Source organism: Methylobacterium sp. P1-11, from assembly GCF_008329595.1.
Taxonomy (GTDB): Bacteria; Pseudomonadota; Alphaproteobacteria; order Rhizobiales; family Beijerinckiaceae; genus Methylobacterium.
In genome coordinates this window covers 24,238-39,922 of record NZ_NPKS01000025.1, presented here as the reverse complement: position 1 = coordinate 39,922, position 15,685 = coordinate 24,238, and the positions used below count along the sequence as shown (strand labels likewise).

Below are 15,685 nucleotides of genomic sequence, written 5' to 3'. Positions count from 1 at the left end.
GCTGCTAAGCGGCCGGACCGGGGGGTACCGGTTGATTACGGCCCTGCGCGCCGACGCGCGCGGGGCCGTCCATCCGAACGAGGTCAGCAATGCTTGGCTCTCTTCTTCGGACCGGCAGCATGGCTGCCCTGACCGTTTTCGTCCTGTGCGGTACCCAACCTGCGGCTCAGGCCCGCGATGGCATCGGAGTGGGCGGTGCCGCGGCGCTTGGTGTTCTCGGCGGCGTCGTTGCCGGCAGCGCGATCGCCTCGGCCAACAACGGCTACTACCCGGGCCAGCCCGTCTACCGCGCACCGCCGCCGGTGTACGTCGAGGAAGTCTGCCACGTTGAGCGGCGCGGCTTCATCGATCCTTACGGCGTCGAGCACATTCGGCGCGTCCGCGTCTGCGAGTAGGCCGGTCCCGCTGGCCCTTGCTATCTCCGGCGTACGCTCCTAGCCTGAGGTTCTCGGCACGCATCGAATGCTGCGCCGACACTGGAGAGGAGGTCAGCCATGAGATATCACGGCACCAGCCCCCGAACGTCGCGCACTGCTGATACGGATCAGGATGGTCCACCCAACCACGACCAGCAGGGGTAGTGGCTCTTCGAGCGGCAATTGGCTGACCGGATCGGAGAGTGTGGACCCTGCAACAACCCGCCGCCTCAGGACGGCGGGTTTTTTCATGGGCTATCGCCAACATCACGACCCTGCAGCGGAGCGCGCCGATATCGAGGGGCCGTCGTTCAACGCCTCGCGCAGATGGCACGCGCTTTGAGCGGAGCGGGCGCTGCACCCATCGCGAAGCAGTAGATGCTGCTCTCGTCCATTGCAGGCCGTTCCCCTCCGCTACAGGTGCCATTCACGGCGAACTCCTCGGGCCCGCAGCTCGCGACACAGCGACCGCCGGCGGCGCATTCTGCGGCCTCGACGCGAAGGCCAATTGCAGCGGCGGCTGCTTTGCCTTCGGGTCCTGCCGGCCCGCGCTCGCCCTTATCCCCCTTCTCCCCTTTAGGGCCGGCCTGTCCGACGGGGCCAGGAGGCCCGGCCGGCCCGGCCGGACCTTGGTCGCCTTTTGCGCCACGTTCGCCCTGTGGCCCCTCGGGGCCCTGCTGGCCAGCGGCCCCCTGTGGACCACGCGGCCCGACTTCTCCCTTCGAAGTGTTGGCCGCTGGCATCACGAGCGTAGATTTGGCCGGCGCCGCAACCTGCACGAAGTGTGGTTGTGAGCAATAACCAACCACTGCCTGCCGGCTGACAATATCGGATTTGAGCGTTACGACGCATTTCTCTGGATGGTAAGGGACCCGAAATGAGAAGCGCCCTTCCTGATCAGAGCGGGCTTCGTACTTGTCATCCAAGCTGACATTTGCAGCATGGGGCGGTTTTAAAGTTCCAAATACGTTGAGAGCGCCGTTGGTAATCATAGCCATGTTGATGGCTATTTCGCCGTTGGCAAATGCTCTAGAGCTTAGGATGCAAAATGCCGCAAGAAAAACCAACCGCCAAGCCATTTCCGTGCTCCGACAGATGCTGGAAGATTTTACAGCTGTGATGTCGGTGGCAGCGAGCCAAGTATTATACTCACTTCGATTTTGGGGTAATCATCTCGGAGATCGCCTATAAGTCTAATGTGCTGGACGCGCTCTCATCTGCAAACCAGAGACGGCAATTACTGGCTGCTGTGCTTTCGCTGCGGCAGCCGTCCTCAGGGAGCTCTGCTACGGTGAGACGTCTCCGGATGTTGCCGATGCCCTCCCACCCGATCCTCACCCGCGTTGACCTGCTGACCGTGCTGCTCGTCGGCCTCGTGGCGATTGCAGACGGCGTTGTCCGCCATGAGTTGCGGCAAGCCGCGAGCGGGATGAGCTTTGCATCTGCTGTGGCAGTCGCAGAGCCGGCCGGCGCGTCGGATGAATAGGCAGTCGCATTAGGGCCCGGCGCTTCCCTGCTCGTCCTAGGACTAGGCGGGCCCTAGACAGGCGGCTCGGCGCGGCAGCATGACACCCGGTCGACGGCTTGTTCATCGGGACAGGCCCAGGACTGGCGCGACCCGAGATGATCCAGCAAGCCCTCATCAACACCCTGGCCGACAAGCTCGTCGAGAAGGGCGAGCTGGTCTCCCACCCGTCGGTCCAGGCGGCGCTCCAGAAGCACAACAGGAAGCCGAACGAGGGCCACGGAAAAGGTGCCTCCTACCGGGAGCTGCACACGCTGCTCACCGACTGGCGCGACCGCCGCCGCTACAAAAGGCACTCAGGATGCCAGAGACGATGGAGAAGGCACTCGCCGTCTTCGCCGCGCGCACGATGAAGGCTGCGGAGAACCTTGCCGCAGCCGGGCAGGAAGCGGCACCGGCAACCCCGGATGCCCTGGCCGTGATGGCCCAGATGGAACGGCTGGTCGGGCGGCTTGAGGAACGGATGGCGGGGCTCACGGCGGAGTGGTTCGGGAGCTGTGCGGAGAGTTCAGGCGCAATGGCCCCATGACGCTCGCAGAGATGTTTTAAGCCTTCGATGACGACACAAAGGCCATGGCCGCACACTCATTCCAGAAAATTGCCGCCGGGAAACTCGAAGCGAAACTGGAATACCGGATCGAGATCCCCGACGGATGGCCGGGAGATCGCCCTGCTCGTACGCCGGAAGGCTGCCGGCGACCTCCAGGGCGAGGTCGCCCGCGGTCTCGCGGAGGATTCCGGGCGCCGTCCGTTACGGTGATGCCTCGCCAACCGCTCAGAGAGACCGGACTTTCGGGTGCGTGGCGCCGTCAGGGTTGATGGTCCGGCGGCAGGAACGCTCCCGGGGCAAACTCCGTTCTTCTGGCCATCAACCAGGAGCATCAGCATGCGACTAGTCGGACACGCGTCGGCCATCGCCCTCGTGACGCTCATGAGTGTCGGGGCCGCGGAAGCGAAGGGCTGCATCAAGGGCGCGATCATAGGTGGCTTAGCTGGCCACTATCTGGCCGAGCGCGGCGTCGTCGGTGCCGTGGCCGGCTGCCTCGGTGGCCGCTACCTCGCCAATCGGCAGGCTCGGCGGGAGATCGACTACGGCTCGCGCGTGCAGCCGAGGGGGACGGGCTACGGTCAACCACAACCCTACCCGCGCCGCGATTACAGCTACTGACTGGGCAGCGAGGCGGCCATAAGCGGGCTGCCTCGCTCGCCTGCGGCTCCTGTCATGGCGGCTTCATGGATCTGGATGCTATCCGGCAATGGGCGCTCGCCTTCATCGAGGCCCACAAGGCATGGACGCCACTGATCGCCGGCGTGCTGGCCTTCTGCGAGTCCGTTGCCTTCCTGTCCTTCCTGGTGCCCGCCACCGTGATCCTACTCGCCCTCGGGCCCATGATCGCGGCCGCCAACGTGGGGTTCTGGCCCGTCGTGCTCTGCGCCTCCATCGGAGCTGCGCTCGGTGATTGGCTCTCCTACGAGTTCGGGCACTACTTCAAGGACGACGCCAAGCGGATGTGGCCGATGCGGCGCTACCCTACGGCGGTCGCACGGGCGGAGGCGTTCTGCGGGCGCTGGGGGGCGGGCGCGGTGGCGCTCGGGCGTTTCTTCGGGCCGATTCGGGCGGTCATCCCGCTGGTGGCGGGAGCGTTCGGCGTGCACCGCCTGCCGTTCCAGGCCGCGAACGTCGCCTCCGCCCTGGTCTGGGCGTTCGTCCTGATCGCGCCGGGCGCCGGGCTGATGACCTGGTGGCGCGGCTGAATACGGTCAAGAACCTCGCGCGAGGGCTATCAGAAGTCCACGCGCCGACCGGTGGCGAAGAAGTCGGCCGGCTCCCGACCTAGGTTGGAGGCCGCGTACTCGCTTAGGCATGAACCCATCTTCGATGGTCACGAGCGAGCGATGCTACCGGCTCGGCGAGCAAGCTGGTTCATGACCTCGACAAAACCTGAGAAGGCCATCGCGGCGTAGATGTAGCCTTTCGGCACGTGCAGGCCGAAGCCGTCCGCGATCAACGTCATGCCGATCATCAGAAGGAAGCCCAAGGCTAGCATCACCACGGTCGGCTTCCGGCTGATGAAGCGGCTCAAGGGACCCGCTGCCACGATCATCAGCCCGACGGACACGATGACAGCAACCATCATGATCGGGATCTCGGTAGTCATGCCGATGGCCGTTATGATGCTATCGAGGGAAAAAACGAGGTTCAAAGCGCAGATTTGCAGCACCGCGGTACCAAGACCGAGGTGAGCGTTGCGTCCCTCAACATCTGTCTTCGTATCCGAGACCGGCTCTATCCGCTCGTGCATCTCGGTGGTGGCCTTGTAGACAAGGAAGAGTCCCCCGGCGACGAGGATCAGATCCTTCCAGGAGAAGGCATGGCCGAACGCGGTGAACACCGGCTGCGTCAGCGAGATGACCCAGGCCAGGACGAGGAGGAGCGCAAGCCGCATCAGCAACGCCAGCCCAAGTCCGATGCGCTGAGCGCTCTGACGCTGCTCAACGGCGACGCGGTTCGACAGGATCGAGACGAAGACGAGATTGTCGATGCCAAGAACGACTTCCATGATGATCAGCGTGACCAGCGCGACCCAGGCCGTAGGATCCGTCGCCAAACCAAACAGATCGGCCATCGGGTCTCCTCATCGTCCTTACGTCGGGGTTGCGCTGCCAAGTGGGCACGGCGCTACGCTCACGTCGAACCGCGACCGAGTTTGGCCGTGATCGCCTCTCTTCGGCCAATCCAGACCGTGTTGTTTGGGTCCATAGCGGCTCGCAGGCCTAAGACAGACCCGTCAGCGCGCTGGTTCGCGCATAAGCCGCCCGCCGCATAATCCTCCGAGCGCGGGGCAGCATGGGCTCCGGTCCTGGCGCACCGGGCACGCGATTGAGTGGGACCGGGTATTCGCGCCCGTTGCGCGACTATGGCTTCGAACAATTCCGGCCTTCGCCCCCCTCCTCGAACCCATTTAGTGCACCTCGTCAGATGTCGATCCTGGCCCCGATCTCGACAGCCCGGTCGACTGGGATGCGGAAGTAGCGCGAGGCGTCCGTCGCTGCTCGAGCCATCGAAATGTAGAGCCGGTCCTGCCAGACCGGCATGCCCGTCTCAGGCGAGGGCACAAGAACCCGCCGGGTCAGGAAGTAGGACAGGTTGCTTGCGTCGAAACCGGCTGCGGCCAGGGCGCGGGGCAGGTCGGGCAGCTCCATGAAGCCGAAGCGCACCGTCACGCAGGTGAAGACGTCCGAGAGCGGCTTGACCGTGACGCGGTCCGCCTCAGGCACCCGTGGCAGGTCCTCCGTGACTACGTGCAGGATGACGTTACGTGCATGCAGCACGTGGTTGTGCTTCACGTTGTGCATCAAGGCGCCCGGCGTGTCGCCTGGCGAGCCAGTCAGGAACACGGCCGTGCCCGGGGCTCGCAGGACCGAGCCGGTCTCTGCCATCCGCGTGAAGTCGGAGAGCGGCACGCGCCGCCGGTGGATCTCCTCGGCGATCAAGGCGGAGCCACGCCGCCACGTCCACATGGCCGTGACGAGGGCAGCCCCGATGGTCAGCGGCACCCAGCCGCCGTGGAGCAGCTTGAGCGCGTTGGCGGACAGGAACACCAGTTCGATGAGCAGGAACGGCGCGATGACCGCGGCGGCGAGGATGGGCGACCAGCGCCATGCCTTCCAGGCCACGAGGAAGAGCAGGCTCGCCGTGATGACCATGTCGCCGGTCACCGCGATGCCGTAGGCCGCCGCCAGCGCGCTCGACGACTTGAACAGCACCACCAGGAACACGACGGCGACGAGCAGCCACCAGTTCACCCGCGGGATGTAGATCTGCCCCTTCTCGGTCTCGGAGGTGCGCTGCACGCGCATGCGCGGCAGCAGGCCGAGTTGCATGGCCTGCTGCGTGATCGAGAAAGTGCCAGTGATGACCGCTTGACTGGCGATGACGGTCGCCACGGTGGCGAGCAGCACCATCGGCAGGAGTGCCCAGGATGGGTAGAGCAGGAAAAACGGGTTCTCGATCCGCTCGGGATGGGACAGCAGCATCGCGCCTTGGCCCAGGTAATTCAGGGCGAGCGCCGGCAGGATCAGGCCGAACCATGCCATCCGGATTGGCGAGCGACCGAAATGGCCCATGTCGGCGTAGAGCGCCTCGGCCCCGGTCACGGCCAAGAACACGGCGCCGAGCGCAAGCAGGCCGGCCGTGCCGTGGTTCAGCAGGAAGCTGACGCCGTAAGCCGGATAGAAGGCCGCCAGGATGCTCAAGTCATCGGCGAGATGGCCGAGGCCGCCGAGCGCCATGACCAGGAACCAGAACGCCGTGATCGGCCCGAAGAAGGTCGCAACGCGGGCCGTGCCGTGGCTCTGGACGGTGAACAGGCCGATCAGGATGACGAGGCTGAGCGGCAGCACGTACGGCTCGAAGGCTGGGGTGACGAGCTTCAACCCCTCAACGGCGGAGAGGACCGAAATCGCCGGGGTGATGATGGCGTCACCGTAGAACAGCGCGATGCCGACCATGCCGAGAACGATAACGAAGCTGCCGGAGTGGCCAAGCACCCGCTGAGCGAGAGCGACGAGGGACGGGGTGCCGCCCTCGCCGTCGTTGTCCGCGCGCATGACGAGGAGCACGTACTTCAGCGTCACGATGAGGATGAGCGCCCAGAGGATCAGCGAGACGACACCGAAGACCATCTCGCGCGTAGGGGCGTAACCCTCGCCGGCGGCTGCATGCAGGGACTCTTTCAAAGCGTAGAGCGGGCTTGTGCCGATATCGCCGTAGACGACGCCCACAGAGCCGAGCGTGAGCGCCCAGAACGACGTCTTCGAGCCGTGGCCTGCATTGGCCGGCTGCGGCGTCCGCGCCGTCGAGAACCCGGTCGTTGCGGATGCAGGCATCAATGGGTTCCTCCGCCTGCGGCCCGAGGCCGATCAGGGTCAGGGCTTAGAACGATCGAGGGGTCGGGAACGTTCTCGCGAGTTGAAGCGTACGGTCCTCCCTTGGCTGCCTCGCCGGACAACACACCGGCCTGATCCAGGTTCACCGCGACGGCAGGCATGGCCTGCCGTCATCCTGCGTAATCCTACACGGCCGCTCGAGACCACGCTTAGGCAGGGAACTCATACAACCAATTGCTACCGCTTGCGTTTTTTTACTGAATTGGGGTTTCCAGCGCAGGAGGATAACGATGGCACGGCTGTTCTGGCTCTCGGATGAGGCCTGGGCGCGGATCGAGCCACATCTGCCCCACCGCCAACCAGGCAAACCTCGGGTCGACGACAGGCGGGTGATCAGCGGCATCCTGCACGTCCTGAAGATCGGCTGCCGCTGACAGGACACGCCCTCCGCCTACGGCCCACACACGGAGGCATAGCATCCATTCAGGGGTTGGCGAGGCTCGTCTATTGGTGAGCTCCACTCCATCGTGCTTCGCGATCCGTCACGAAGGTCTCCCCGCGCTTGAAGAGCACACCTGCTGCGGTCCCAAAGCACTCAGTAGAGCTTTATAGACCAGAGCGCACAGGCCTGCTTCAGAACAGGCCGGGACCGCATCGACTAAGAAGCTATCCAATGCGTACACCAGCCCAGCTCCGCAGCGAGATCAAGATCGATCCGGGTCTGGCCAGACACCTTCTTCTGTCACGATGATGTCCATAGGTACGTCATGCGCCTGCGGGTAAATCGTCGCGAGCCGCGCAAGGTCAAAGCCGACGCCAATGACCCGTGGCTTCGTCGACTTGGACGCGATGGTCCGGTCATAGAAGCCGCCGCCATATCCCAGGCGGTACCCCGCCTGATCGAAGCCGACGAGCGGCGCTATCAGAACGTCAGGATCGACAGCCGCGCCTTCAGCGGGAACGGGTATGTTCCAGACGCCGCGGGTCATGCGGTCACCTGGCGACCAGTCTCGAAACTGAAGCGGGCGCCCCTTCTCCACGACGACCGGAAGCGCCAGCCGTACGCCCGTTCCACGCAGCGGTGTCAGGAGGGGTCTGGAATCGAACTCGCCTCTGAAGGGCCAGTAGAGTCCGATCGATATTCCCGATGCCCCAGGTAGAGCGGCTCGGAGTGCCCGCTCGATGCGCTCGCTCCAGGCAGCGCGGTCCTGGGCAGAGATGCTGACCCGCCGCTCGATTAGAGCGGCGCGGGTCTCCCTTCGCCACTGCCGCACGCGCGACCAGTCGGATGCGGCTTCTTCAGAAAGGTACGATTCGGAAAGCTGAGGCTTCGCCTCCAGGCTGACGAAGTCGGGGCCGAGTTCATGCATGAAGCAGGGTGGAGAGCTGTACGCGCCGAACTCATGGCGTTCGGGAGCCGCGGATTCCGGCGACATCTCAGGCAGCTTGGTTGAACGCCCAACCATGATGAGCTCCCTCGCTACGGTGGACCCGCACGGTCCTTGGTGACCTTGGCCAAACGCTCTCTCAGCACCTTCAGTTCGGTGAAGCGGATCGTGACATCCCGCATCACCGCTACCATGCCGGTCAACGTCCCCTGTTCGTTTCTGAGCGGCACGATGGTGAACTCCAGTGCGATCTGCCGCCCATCCTTGCAGATGCTCGGGACGGACAGGAAAGCGCCCTCACCATAGCGGCTCTCTCCTGTCGCCATGGTCTTGCGGTACCTCTACCAGTGGCGCTTGCGCAGCCGTTCGGGCGTGATGCTGTCGAGCGATCGGCCGGGTGCCTCTGTCCCTCTGATACAGCGCGTCGATGCCAGTCCGGCCCCCCAACTCGTGGATACCGGGTCAGCGCGTCACAAGCGCGCCGGCGCTCGGGAAGAACAGCTGTTCGCCGCCGACCTTGTAACCCGCGATCGCCTGCTGCCCCTCCGGTGAGACAAGCCAGTCGATGAAGGCCTGTCCCTGCTTCGCCTTCACGCCAGGGTGCCGATCGGGGTTCACCAGCATCACGCCGTAGGGATTGAACAGGCTCGAGTCCCCCTGAACAAGGATGACCAAGTCGGCGCGATTTTTGAACGCGAGCCACGTCCCCCGGTCGGCGAGGATGTAGGCGCCGAGGGCTGAGGCCGTGTTGAGCGCGGAGCCCATGCCCTGGCCCACATCCCGGTACCAAGGGCCTCGCACGGCCGCGAGATCGACGCCCGCCTCCTTCCAGCTGCGCAGCTCGGCGCTGTGGGTGCCCGAGCGGTCACCGCGCGACACGAACGCCGCCTTGCTGGCCGCGAGCTTGGCGAAGGCCTCGCGCACGCCAAGACCGCGCACGCCGGCCGGGTCGGAGGCCGGGCCGATCAGCACGAAATCGTTGTACATCACGTCGTACCGCCTCTTCGCGAAGCCCTCGGCGAGGAACTTGTCCTCGGCCGGACGGTCGTGGACCAGCACCACATCGGCATCGCCGCGACGCGCCGCGTCGAGCGCCTGGCCCGTGCCCAGAGCGACGACCTTCACGTCGATCCCGGACGTCTCCCGAAAGAGCGGGAGGATGTGTTTGAACAGGCCGGACTGCTCGGTCGAAGTCGTCGAGGCGACGACGATCGAGCTCGGCTCGGCGTCGGCCGACGGCATGAGGCCAGCCGCACTCAGGAGCGCGGCCACCCCCAGGGTCAGGAAGCGGCGACGAAAGGGGTCCACGGCAACTCCCCAGCGAGATAGGCCCGCGACTCGGACGTGCGGGGCGAGAACAGGATCTGGCGGGCTGGACCATGCTCGACGGCGCGGCCGGAGGCCAGCACGATCACCGTGTCGGCGAGGCGCGCCACCTGCCCGAGATTGTGTGAGACGAGCACCACCGTGGTGCCCGCCCGTGCCATCGCGGACACCAATCCCTCAACGATCTCGGTCGACGCAGGGTCGAGGTTCGCGGTCGGCTCGTCGAGGAGCAGCAGGTCCGGTCCGACCGCCCAGGCGCGGGCCAGCGCCAGCCGCTGCTGCTCGCCGCCGGAGAACCGCGTTGCGGCATCGCGTGCGCGCTCCGACAGGCGGACGCGGGCGAGCGCTTCCTCCACCCGTGCGGCGCGCGCGGGACGAGGCAGGCCTCCGAGAGCCAGGGCGACGTTCGCGGCCGCGGTTGCGCGGATCAGCGCCGGCCGCTGAAACACGAAGGCCCGCCGGTGCGGGCCGACCTGTACCGTTCCGCCGTCGGGCTGCAGGAGCCCGTCGATGACCCTGAGGGTGACGCTCTTGCCCGCTCCATTCGGGCCGATGACGGCCGTGACGCTGCCCGAAGCGATCTCCAGGTGGAGATGATCGAGCACCGTTCGCCCGTCGAGGGACAGAGTCACGTCCTGGAGGCGGATGGCCGGCGTCGCGCTCATCCATAAACTCGCGCGGCGTGCCGGCGGAGCACGGCCACGGCCACGTTCACCACCAGAACGAGGCCGATCAGCACGAGGCCGAGCGCCAGGGCGAGGCTGAGATCGCCCTTCTGGGTCTCCAGCGAGATCGCCGTCGTCATCGTGCGGGTATACCCGTCGATGTTCCCGCCGACGACGAGGACCGCCCCGATCTCAGAGATCGCCCGGCCGAACGCGGCGAGCGCCGCCGTCACCAGGGAGAAGCGCACGTCGTAGATCATCGCCCCGGCCTGACGCGGTGCGGAGAGCCCGAGGGAGCGCAACTGCTCCCCGAGATGCACCCGGGCGTCGGCGACGACCTGCTGCGTCAGGGCGGCGACGAGCGGGGTCGCGAGCGTCGCCTGTGCGGCGATCATCGCGCCGGGGGTGAACAGCAGGCCGAGGGGGCCGAGCGGACCGGAGCGGGAGAGGACGAGGTACAGCACGAGGCCGACGAGCACCGGCGGCAACCCCATGAAGGCGTTGAGTAAGCCGACCGCGGCCCCCCGCCCGGGAAAGCGGGCGACAGCCAGGAACGCACCGAGGGGTATGCCGAGCACGAGACCGATGCCGACGGCGGTGAGGCTGACACGCAACGACAGCCACGCGATCGCCAGCACGTCACGATCCAGGCTGAACAAGCGGGATAGGATTTCCTGGAGCGTCTGCATCATGCGCCCGGGCTGGTCCTGGGGAATGGGACGGGGCGGATGGCGAGATCAGCCGATGAATCCGACCTCGAAACGCAGGTTCGGCCGAATGGACCTGTCATACCTACCAGAGAAGCGCGTGCGGAGAGTCGGTGAGCATATCGCCCGGGGCGACCGTTGTCGTGTCGTCGGGAGGTTCGGCGAGGCCTTCGCTCTTCGTCAGGGATGTGCGCACACCTGCCCTTCGCGCGGGAGCTTGCTCGCCACGGGGGCGGCATCAGTGCCGCGCTCGCGGCTGACCCGCACGTGATCTCGCCGACCCAGCTACTTCCGGTACTCGAACGCGGCGTACGGGCCAAGATGCTGGGGTCTCGGTCAGACCGCCGCCGGGCCGGGCGAGGAGCGGCCGCATCACGAAGAGCAGCGCGACGTGAACGGCGACCGGGTTGCCCGGCAGCCTGCTGAATAGCTTGTCCACGACCTGTCCGAGGGCGATCGGCCGCCCCGGCCTGATCGCGAGTCGCCGGAGGGCCAGCCGTCCCAGCGCCTCGACTGCCGCCTTTACGCGGTCCTGTTCTCCCATCGAGATGCCGTTGGAGGTCAGCACCAGGTCATGGCCGACGCTGGCCGCGTCCAGCCGGGCCTTCAGGGCGGCAAGGTCGTCCCGGATCGGGCGCGCGACGGCAGCAGCGGCGGCCGGCCCGACCGGGGAGGTCAGGCCGTCGATGAGGGCATCCGTGTGCTGCAGGATCGCAGCTTGAAAACAGTTCACGGACCTGCGCATCCGACCTACGCCCGGAGTGGGCGCGTGTGGTTCACACAGCATCGGCCAAGGATGCAATCCGCTCACCGACATGGTGGGGCAGCCGTGGCCGACCACTTGCGGGGCAGTGGACGAATAAGCTGGTCGACCGCTACCCCGAGCGGACGGAGCGCGAGCCGGAGCGATCAAAGGCGGTGGCCGCCGCCCTCGTGTTCGTGGAGCGCCGGAGCAGGCTTGGGAGATCCAGTCTTCGATGTCGTGAAACGGGGGATAATAGGGGTTCACGTTGCCGACCCTTGATCATCGAACCCGGATGGCGCATCGCCGCCACGATGATCCGAAATGCGTCCTCGGCGCTAATCCCACTTCGGGAGGCGGCGAACCTGCTGAGCGATGAGGCTGCGCCCGTCGCCCCCGCGACCGTTGCGCTCGCAGCGGCGCTCGGACGCGTCGCGGCAGGCGCGGTCGTCGCGCCCTCCGCCGTGCCGATGAGCATGACGGCCATGCGAGACGGCTTCGCGGTCGAGGCCGCTTCAGTGGGTGGCGCGTCGGCCTACGCGCCGATCTTCCTGGCGCGGCCACCACCATGGGTCGAGGCGGGACAGCCGATGCCTCCCGGCACCGATGCGGTTCTACCCCCGGAGGGATTTGCGGACGGCATGGTCGTCGCGGACATCGCCACGCGGGAAGGCGTGAGCGGGGCGGGCGACGACGTGGCGGGCAACGAGAGGTTGATCGAGGCGGGCACCCAGATCGAGCCGCTTCACCTGCTCGTCTTGGAAGCGATCGGCCTGAAGGCGGTAGACGTCCGTCAGCCCCTCCTGCGCGTCGTCACCGCGGGGGCGTCCCACCTCGATACCGTGTCGCCCCTGCTCGGGCGTCTGATCGCCCGGGCAGGTGGGGCCACGGAGGCCGTTCGCGCCCAGGGTGTCCGGGACATCGGCGAGGCCATCCGGGGCGGCACGGCGGACGCGGTGCTGGTTGTCGGGGGAAGCGGTTTCGGACGCTCGGACCACAGCGCGGCGGCCCTCGCCCTCGCCGGAGACGTCCGCGCGCACGGCATCGCCATGCGGCCCGGCGAAACCACTGCCGTCGGCTCCGCAGCCGGCAGGCCGGTTCTTCTGGTACCCGGGCGTCCCGAGGCGGCGCTGGCCGGGTTCCTGGCACTCGGCCGTCCTCTCATCGCGAGGCTCACCGGCGCGCCGGACCGCCCGCCCCGGCGGCATGTCCTCGTACGGAAGATCGTCTCGGCGATCGGGTTATCCGAGGTCGTCTTCGTCCGAAGCGTGTCGGATGGCGTCGAGCCACTCGGCGGAGCCGGCCTTCCGCTCAGTCGGTTGGTACAGGCGGACGGCATCATCGTGGTCGAGCCGGAAAGCGAAGGCTTCCGGGCAGGCGAGGAGGTGAAGGTTTGGCCCCTGTGAGCGCCGACGCGGACCGGGACGAGGCGGCGCATTTCGCCGAGCGTATCGCCGCGGCCTCAAGCCAGGAGCAGTTTCTCACGGTGATGAGTCGGGACGACGCGCTCGCAAGGTTCCGGGCGGCGGTCCCGCACACGCTCCTGCCTTCCGAGACCGTGTCGTTGGAAGACGCGCTCGGGCGCGTGCTCGCCCGCGACGTCGCGTCCCCAAGGGACGTTCCACCCTTCGACCGTTCCCTGGTGGACGGGTTCGCCCTGCGCGCCACCGACACGGAAGGAGCCGGGCCGGCGAGCCCGCGGCGTCTCACGCTGAACCGCGAGATCCTTGCCTGCGGCGTCGCGCCGACCGTCGTCGTCCGGCCGGGAACGGCGACGCCGATCTCCACCGGCGGCATGATCCCTCGGGGCGCCGACGCCGTGGTGATGGTCGAGCACTCGGAGTTCGACGCCGGGAGCCTCGCCGTCGACGTTCTGGCTGCGGTTCGGCCGGCGCAGTTCGTGGGATATGCCGGGGCGGACATGGCACGCGGCGAGACGGTGCTGCGCAAGGGAACGGGAATCACCGCCCGCGAAATCGGCATGCTGGCGGCGTGCGGCCTGGCGGCCGTCGACGTGACGCGACGTCCGCGCGTCGCGGTCCTGTCCACGGGGGACGAGCTGGTCGCACCGGGCGAGCCCCTGCCCGAAGGTGCGATCTACGACTCGAACGGCGCGATCATCGCGGCCGCGGTGACCGAGAATGGCGGGGAACCGCTTCGGCTCGGGATCGTGCGCGACGATGCGGCCCTCCTCGAGGCAGCCCTCCGATCCGCCCTTCGGGACAGCGACCTCGTCGTGCTCTCGGGAGGCACGTCAAAAGGGGCCGGCGACGTCTCGCACCGTGTGCTGTCCCGCCTCGGCGAGCCGGGAATCCTGTTCCACGGCGTGGCCCTGAAGCCCGGGAAGCCACTCTGCGTGGCGGTGGCCCAGGGAAAGCCGATCATCGTCCTGCCGGGGTTCCCCACCTCCGCGATGTTCACCTTCCACGACTTCGTCGTCCCGTTCGTCCGGGCGCTTGCCGGGCTGCCGCCGCGGGAGGACGAAACGATTGCGGCGCGCGTGTCCCAACGGGTGCCCTCCGAGCTTGGCCGCACCGAGTTCGTGATGACCTCGCTCGCCCTCGGTCCCGAGGGGACGATCGCCCTGCCGCTGCCGAAGGGCTCGGGTTCGGTCACCGCTTTCTCGCAGGCGGACGGATTCTTCGCGGTTCCAGCCGCGCGCGCCGGCGTCGAGGCCGGCGAGGACGTCGCCGTGGTTCGCCTGGGCGCCGGCGTTCGGGCGCCCGACCTGACGGTCGTCGGCAGCCATTGCATCGGTCTGGACCGGGTGGTCGGCCTGCTCGCCGAGCGGGGCTACCGCGCCCGCACCATCTGGGTCGGGTCGGCCGGCGGCCTCGCAGCCCTGCGACGCGGCGAATGCGATGTCGCCGCCATGCACCTCTTCGATTCCGAGACGGGCCGGTACAATGCCCCGTTCCTCACCGAGGGGATGTCCCTCGCGCCCGGTTGGCGCCGCCTCCAGGGCATCGTGTTTCGCCGCGGCGACGCCAGGTTCGAAGGTCGGGAGGCCGCCGACGCGGTCACCGCCGCGCTGTCCGACCCCGACGCCGTCATGGTCAACCGCAACGCCGGATCGGGCACGCGTCTGCTCGTTGACGGGCTGCTGAACGGTGCAAGGCCGGCGGGGTTCTGGAACCAGCCGCGTTCGCACAACGCCGTCGCCGCGGCGGTCTCGCAAGGCAGGGCGGACTGGGGCGTGGCCATAGCGAGCGTCGCGGATGCCTATGGGCTCGGCTTCCGTCCGCTGACGGAGGAGGATTACGACCTAGCCTATTGCGAGCACGCCAAGGGGATGCCCGCGCTTGCGGCTTTCCTGAGCCTGCTGGGCGAGCCCGAGACGGCCGCGGCGCTGCGCGATCTTGGCTTCTCGCCCGCCGCGAAACCCTCGTGACGAGCGCAGGGCTCGCCGGCCTCGTCGCGGCCGGCGTGACCCCGACCAGCCCGGCCAAGATCGCATGAGCCCCCATCCGCCGGCCCGCGATGCGCGGGACCTGCCTCGGTGGAACGAAACGGACAATCCTGTCGCTCGCCGGGATGCTCGACGATGCCGTTTCGCGTAGGGACGCCTGCGAGGCGCTGGGGCCTCCATCGAGGCGGTGGGCATTGGGCGAGGACACGAGCATCAGTCTGAGGATCGAGCTCGGCTCGGACACCTTGCTGGGACCGGGCAAGGTCGCCCTTCTGAGCGGCATCCGCGACACCGGCTCCATCGCCGCGGCAGGGCGCCGGATGGGCATGAGCTACAAGCGAGCTTGGTACCTCATCGATACGCTGAATAAGGCGTTCCAAGAGCCGCTCGTCTCCGCGAGCAAGGGGGGACGCAGAGGCGGAGGTGCGACCCTCACGAGCACGGGCACCGCCATCCTCGAGAGTTACCTACGCATGGAGCGGCTCGCCTCGGAGGCCGTGGCGGGTGAACTCGACCTTCTCGCTTCGCTGATGAAGCCCGATTCCTAGAATCGAGAACGGCGCTCGGAGGAGCGCATCGATCGGGAGCCGATTCTTGAGGTCGTGCCTCGGCCCGGT

Annotated in this window: 16 protein-coding genes and 1 pseudogene; 9 read left to right on the top strand and 8 right to left on the bottom strand. The window is 67.2% G+C overall.

Going from position 1 to position 15,685, the window contains the following annotated elements; genetic code table 11:
• Window positions 1-89 precede the first annotated feature (89 nt).
• From CIW48_RS22700 to CIW48_RS22675, 5 genes are all read left to right on the top strand, one after another.
• The gene (locus CIW48_RS22700; RefSeq protein ID WP_173009361.1) at window positions 90-395 is read left to right on the top strand and encodes a hypothetical protein; all 306 of its coding nucleotides are present in this window, start codon (window positions 90-92) and stop codon (window positions 393-395) included.
• Between the two features lie 1,336 nt (window positions 396-1,731).
• A complete protein-coding gene (locus CIW48_RS33420; protein WP_173009358.1) occupies window positions 1,732-1,902 on the top strand; it encodes a hypothetical protein in 171 nt (56 codons plus the stop codon).
• Between the two features lie 352 nt (window positions 1,903-2,254).
• Window positions 2,255-2,470: a hypothetical protein gene (locus CIW48_RS22685; protein WP_149312770.1), complete on the top strand. Its 216-nt coding sequence runs from the start codon at window positions 2,255-2,257 to the stop codon at window positions 2,468-2,470.
• Window positions 2,471-2,827: 357 nt separating this feature from the next.
• On the top strand, window positions 2,828-3,109 hold the full coding sequence (locus CIW48_RS22680) for a hypothetical protein (protein WP_149312769.1): 282 nt from the start codon (window positions 2,828-2,830) through the stop codon (window positions 3,107-3,109).
• A 65-nt stretch (window positions 3,110-3,174) separates the two neighbouring features.
• Window positions 3,175-3,696: a DedA family protein gene (locus CIW48_RS22675; RefSeq protein ID WP_149312768.1), complete on the top strand. Its 522-nt coding sequence runs from the start codon at window positions 3,175-3,177 to the stop codon at window positions 3,694-3,696.
• 128 nt (window positions 3,697-3,824) lie between these two features.
• Here the strand turns inward: CIW48_RS22675 and CIW48_RS22670 are convergent, their stop codons facing one another.
• Window positions 3,825-4,568, bottom strand: coding sequence for a TerC family protein (locus CIW48_RS22670; protein ID WP_149312767.1), 744 nt, complete (start codon window positions 4,566-4,568; stop codon window positions 3,825-3,827).
• Window positions 4,569-4,917: 349 nt separating this feature from the next.
• On the bottom strand, window positions 4,918-6,831 hold the full coding sequence (locus tag CIW48_RS22665; protein ID WP_149312766.1) for a potassium transporter Kup: 1,914 nt from the start codon (window positions 6,829-6,831) through the stop codon (window positions 4,918-4,920).
• Between the two features lie 290 nt (window positions 6,832-7,121).
• Between CIW48_RS22665 and CIW48_RS22660 the strand changes: the two are divergent.
• Window positions 7,122-7,262, top strand: a pseudogene (locus CIW48_RS22660) (transposase); the annotation flags it as partial.
• Between the two features lie 273 nt (window positions 7,263-7,535).
• Here CIW48_RS22660 and CIW48_RS22655 read toward each other — a convergent pair.
• The 6 genes from CIW48_RS22655 to CIW48_RS22630 all read right to left on the bottom strand — a co-directional run bounded on the left by CIW48_RS22655 (window position 7,536) and on the right by CIW48_RS22630 (window position 11,650).
• Window positions 7,536-8,267: a 5-formyltetrahydrofolate cyclo-ligase gene (locus CIW48_RS22655; RefSeq protein ID WP_149312822.1), complete on the bottom strand. Its 732-nt coding sequence runs from the start codon at window positions 8,265-8,267 to the stop codon at window positions 7,536-7,538.
• Between the two features lie 44 nt (window positions 8,268-8,311).
• A complete protein-coding gene (locus CIW48_RS22650; protein WP_149312765.1) occupies window positions 8,312-8,545 on the bottom strand; it encodes a PAS domain S-box protein in 234 nt (77 codons plus the stop codon).
• A gap of 136 nt (window positions 8,546-8,681) precedes the next feature.
• Window positions 8,682-9,527: a substrate-binding domain-containing protein gene (locus CIW48_RS22645; RefSeq protein WP_149312764.1), complete on the bottom strand. Its 846-nt coding sequence runs from the start codon at window positions 9,525-9,527 to the stop codon at window positions 8,682-8,684.
• A complete protein-coding gene (locus CIW48_RS22640) occupies window positions 9,500-10,210 on the bottom strand; it encodes an ATP-binding cassette domain-containing protein (RefSeq protein ID WP_149312763.1) in 711 nt (236 codons plus the stop codon). The genes CIW48_RS22645 and CIW48_RS22640 overlap by 28 nt, the downstream gene beginning before the upstream one ends.
• On the bottom strand, window positions 10,207-10,902 hold the full coding sequence (locus CIW48_RS22635; protein WP_149312762.1) for an ABC transporter permease: 696 nt from the start codon (window positions 10,900-10,902) through the stop codon (window positions 10,207-10,209). Before CIW48_RS22635 ends, CIW48_RS22640 begins: the two co-directional genes overlap by 4 nt.
• 253 nt (window positions 10,903-11,155) lie before the next feature.
• On the bottom strand, window positions 11,156-11,650 hold the full coding sequence (locus CIW48_RS22630) for a molybdopterin-binding protein (RefSeq protein ID WP_246695377.1): 495 nt from the start codon (window positions 11,648-11,650) through the stop codon (window positions 11,156-11,158).
• Window positions 11,651-11,973: 323 nt separating this feature from the next.
• Between CIW48_RS22630 and CIW48_RS22625 the strand changes: the two genes are divergently transcribed.
• The 3 genes from CIW48_RS22625 to CIW48_RS22615 all read left to right on the top strand — a co-directional run bounded on the left by CIW48_RS22625 (window position 11,974) and on the right by CIW48_RS22615 (window position 15,616).
• On the top strand, window positions 11,974-13,065 hold the full coding sequence (locus CIW48_RS22625; RefSeq protein ID WP_149312821.1) for a molybdopterin-binding protein: 1,092 nt from the start codon (window positions 11,974-11,976) through the stop codon (window positions 13,063-13,065).
• Entirely contained in the window at window positions 13,062-15,050 is a 1,989-nt protein-coding gene (locus CIW48_RS22620) for a molybdopterin biosynthesis protein (protein ID WP_149312820.1), read from the top strand. Before CIW48_RS22625 ends, CIW48_RS22620 begins: the two co-directional genes overlap by 4 nt.
• Before the next feature lie 236 nt (window positions 15,051-15,286).
• On the top strand, window positions 15,287-15,616 hold the full coding sequence (locus CIW48_RS22615) for a winged helix-turn-helix domain-containing protein (protein ID WP_149312819.1): 330 nt from the start codon (window positions 15,287-15,289) through the stop codon (window positions 15,614-15,616).
• Window positions 15,617-15,685 lie beyond the last annotated feature (69 nt).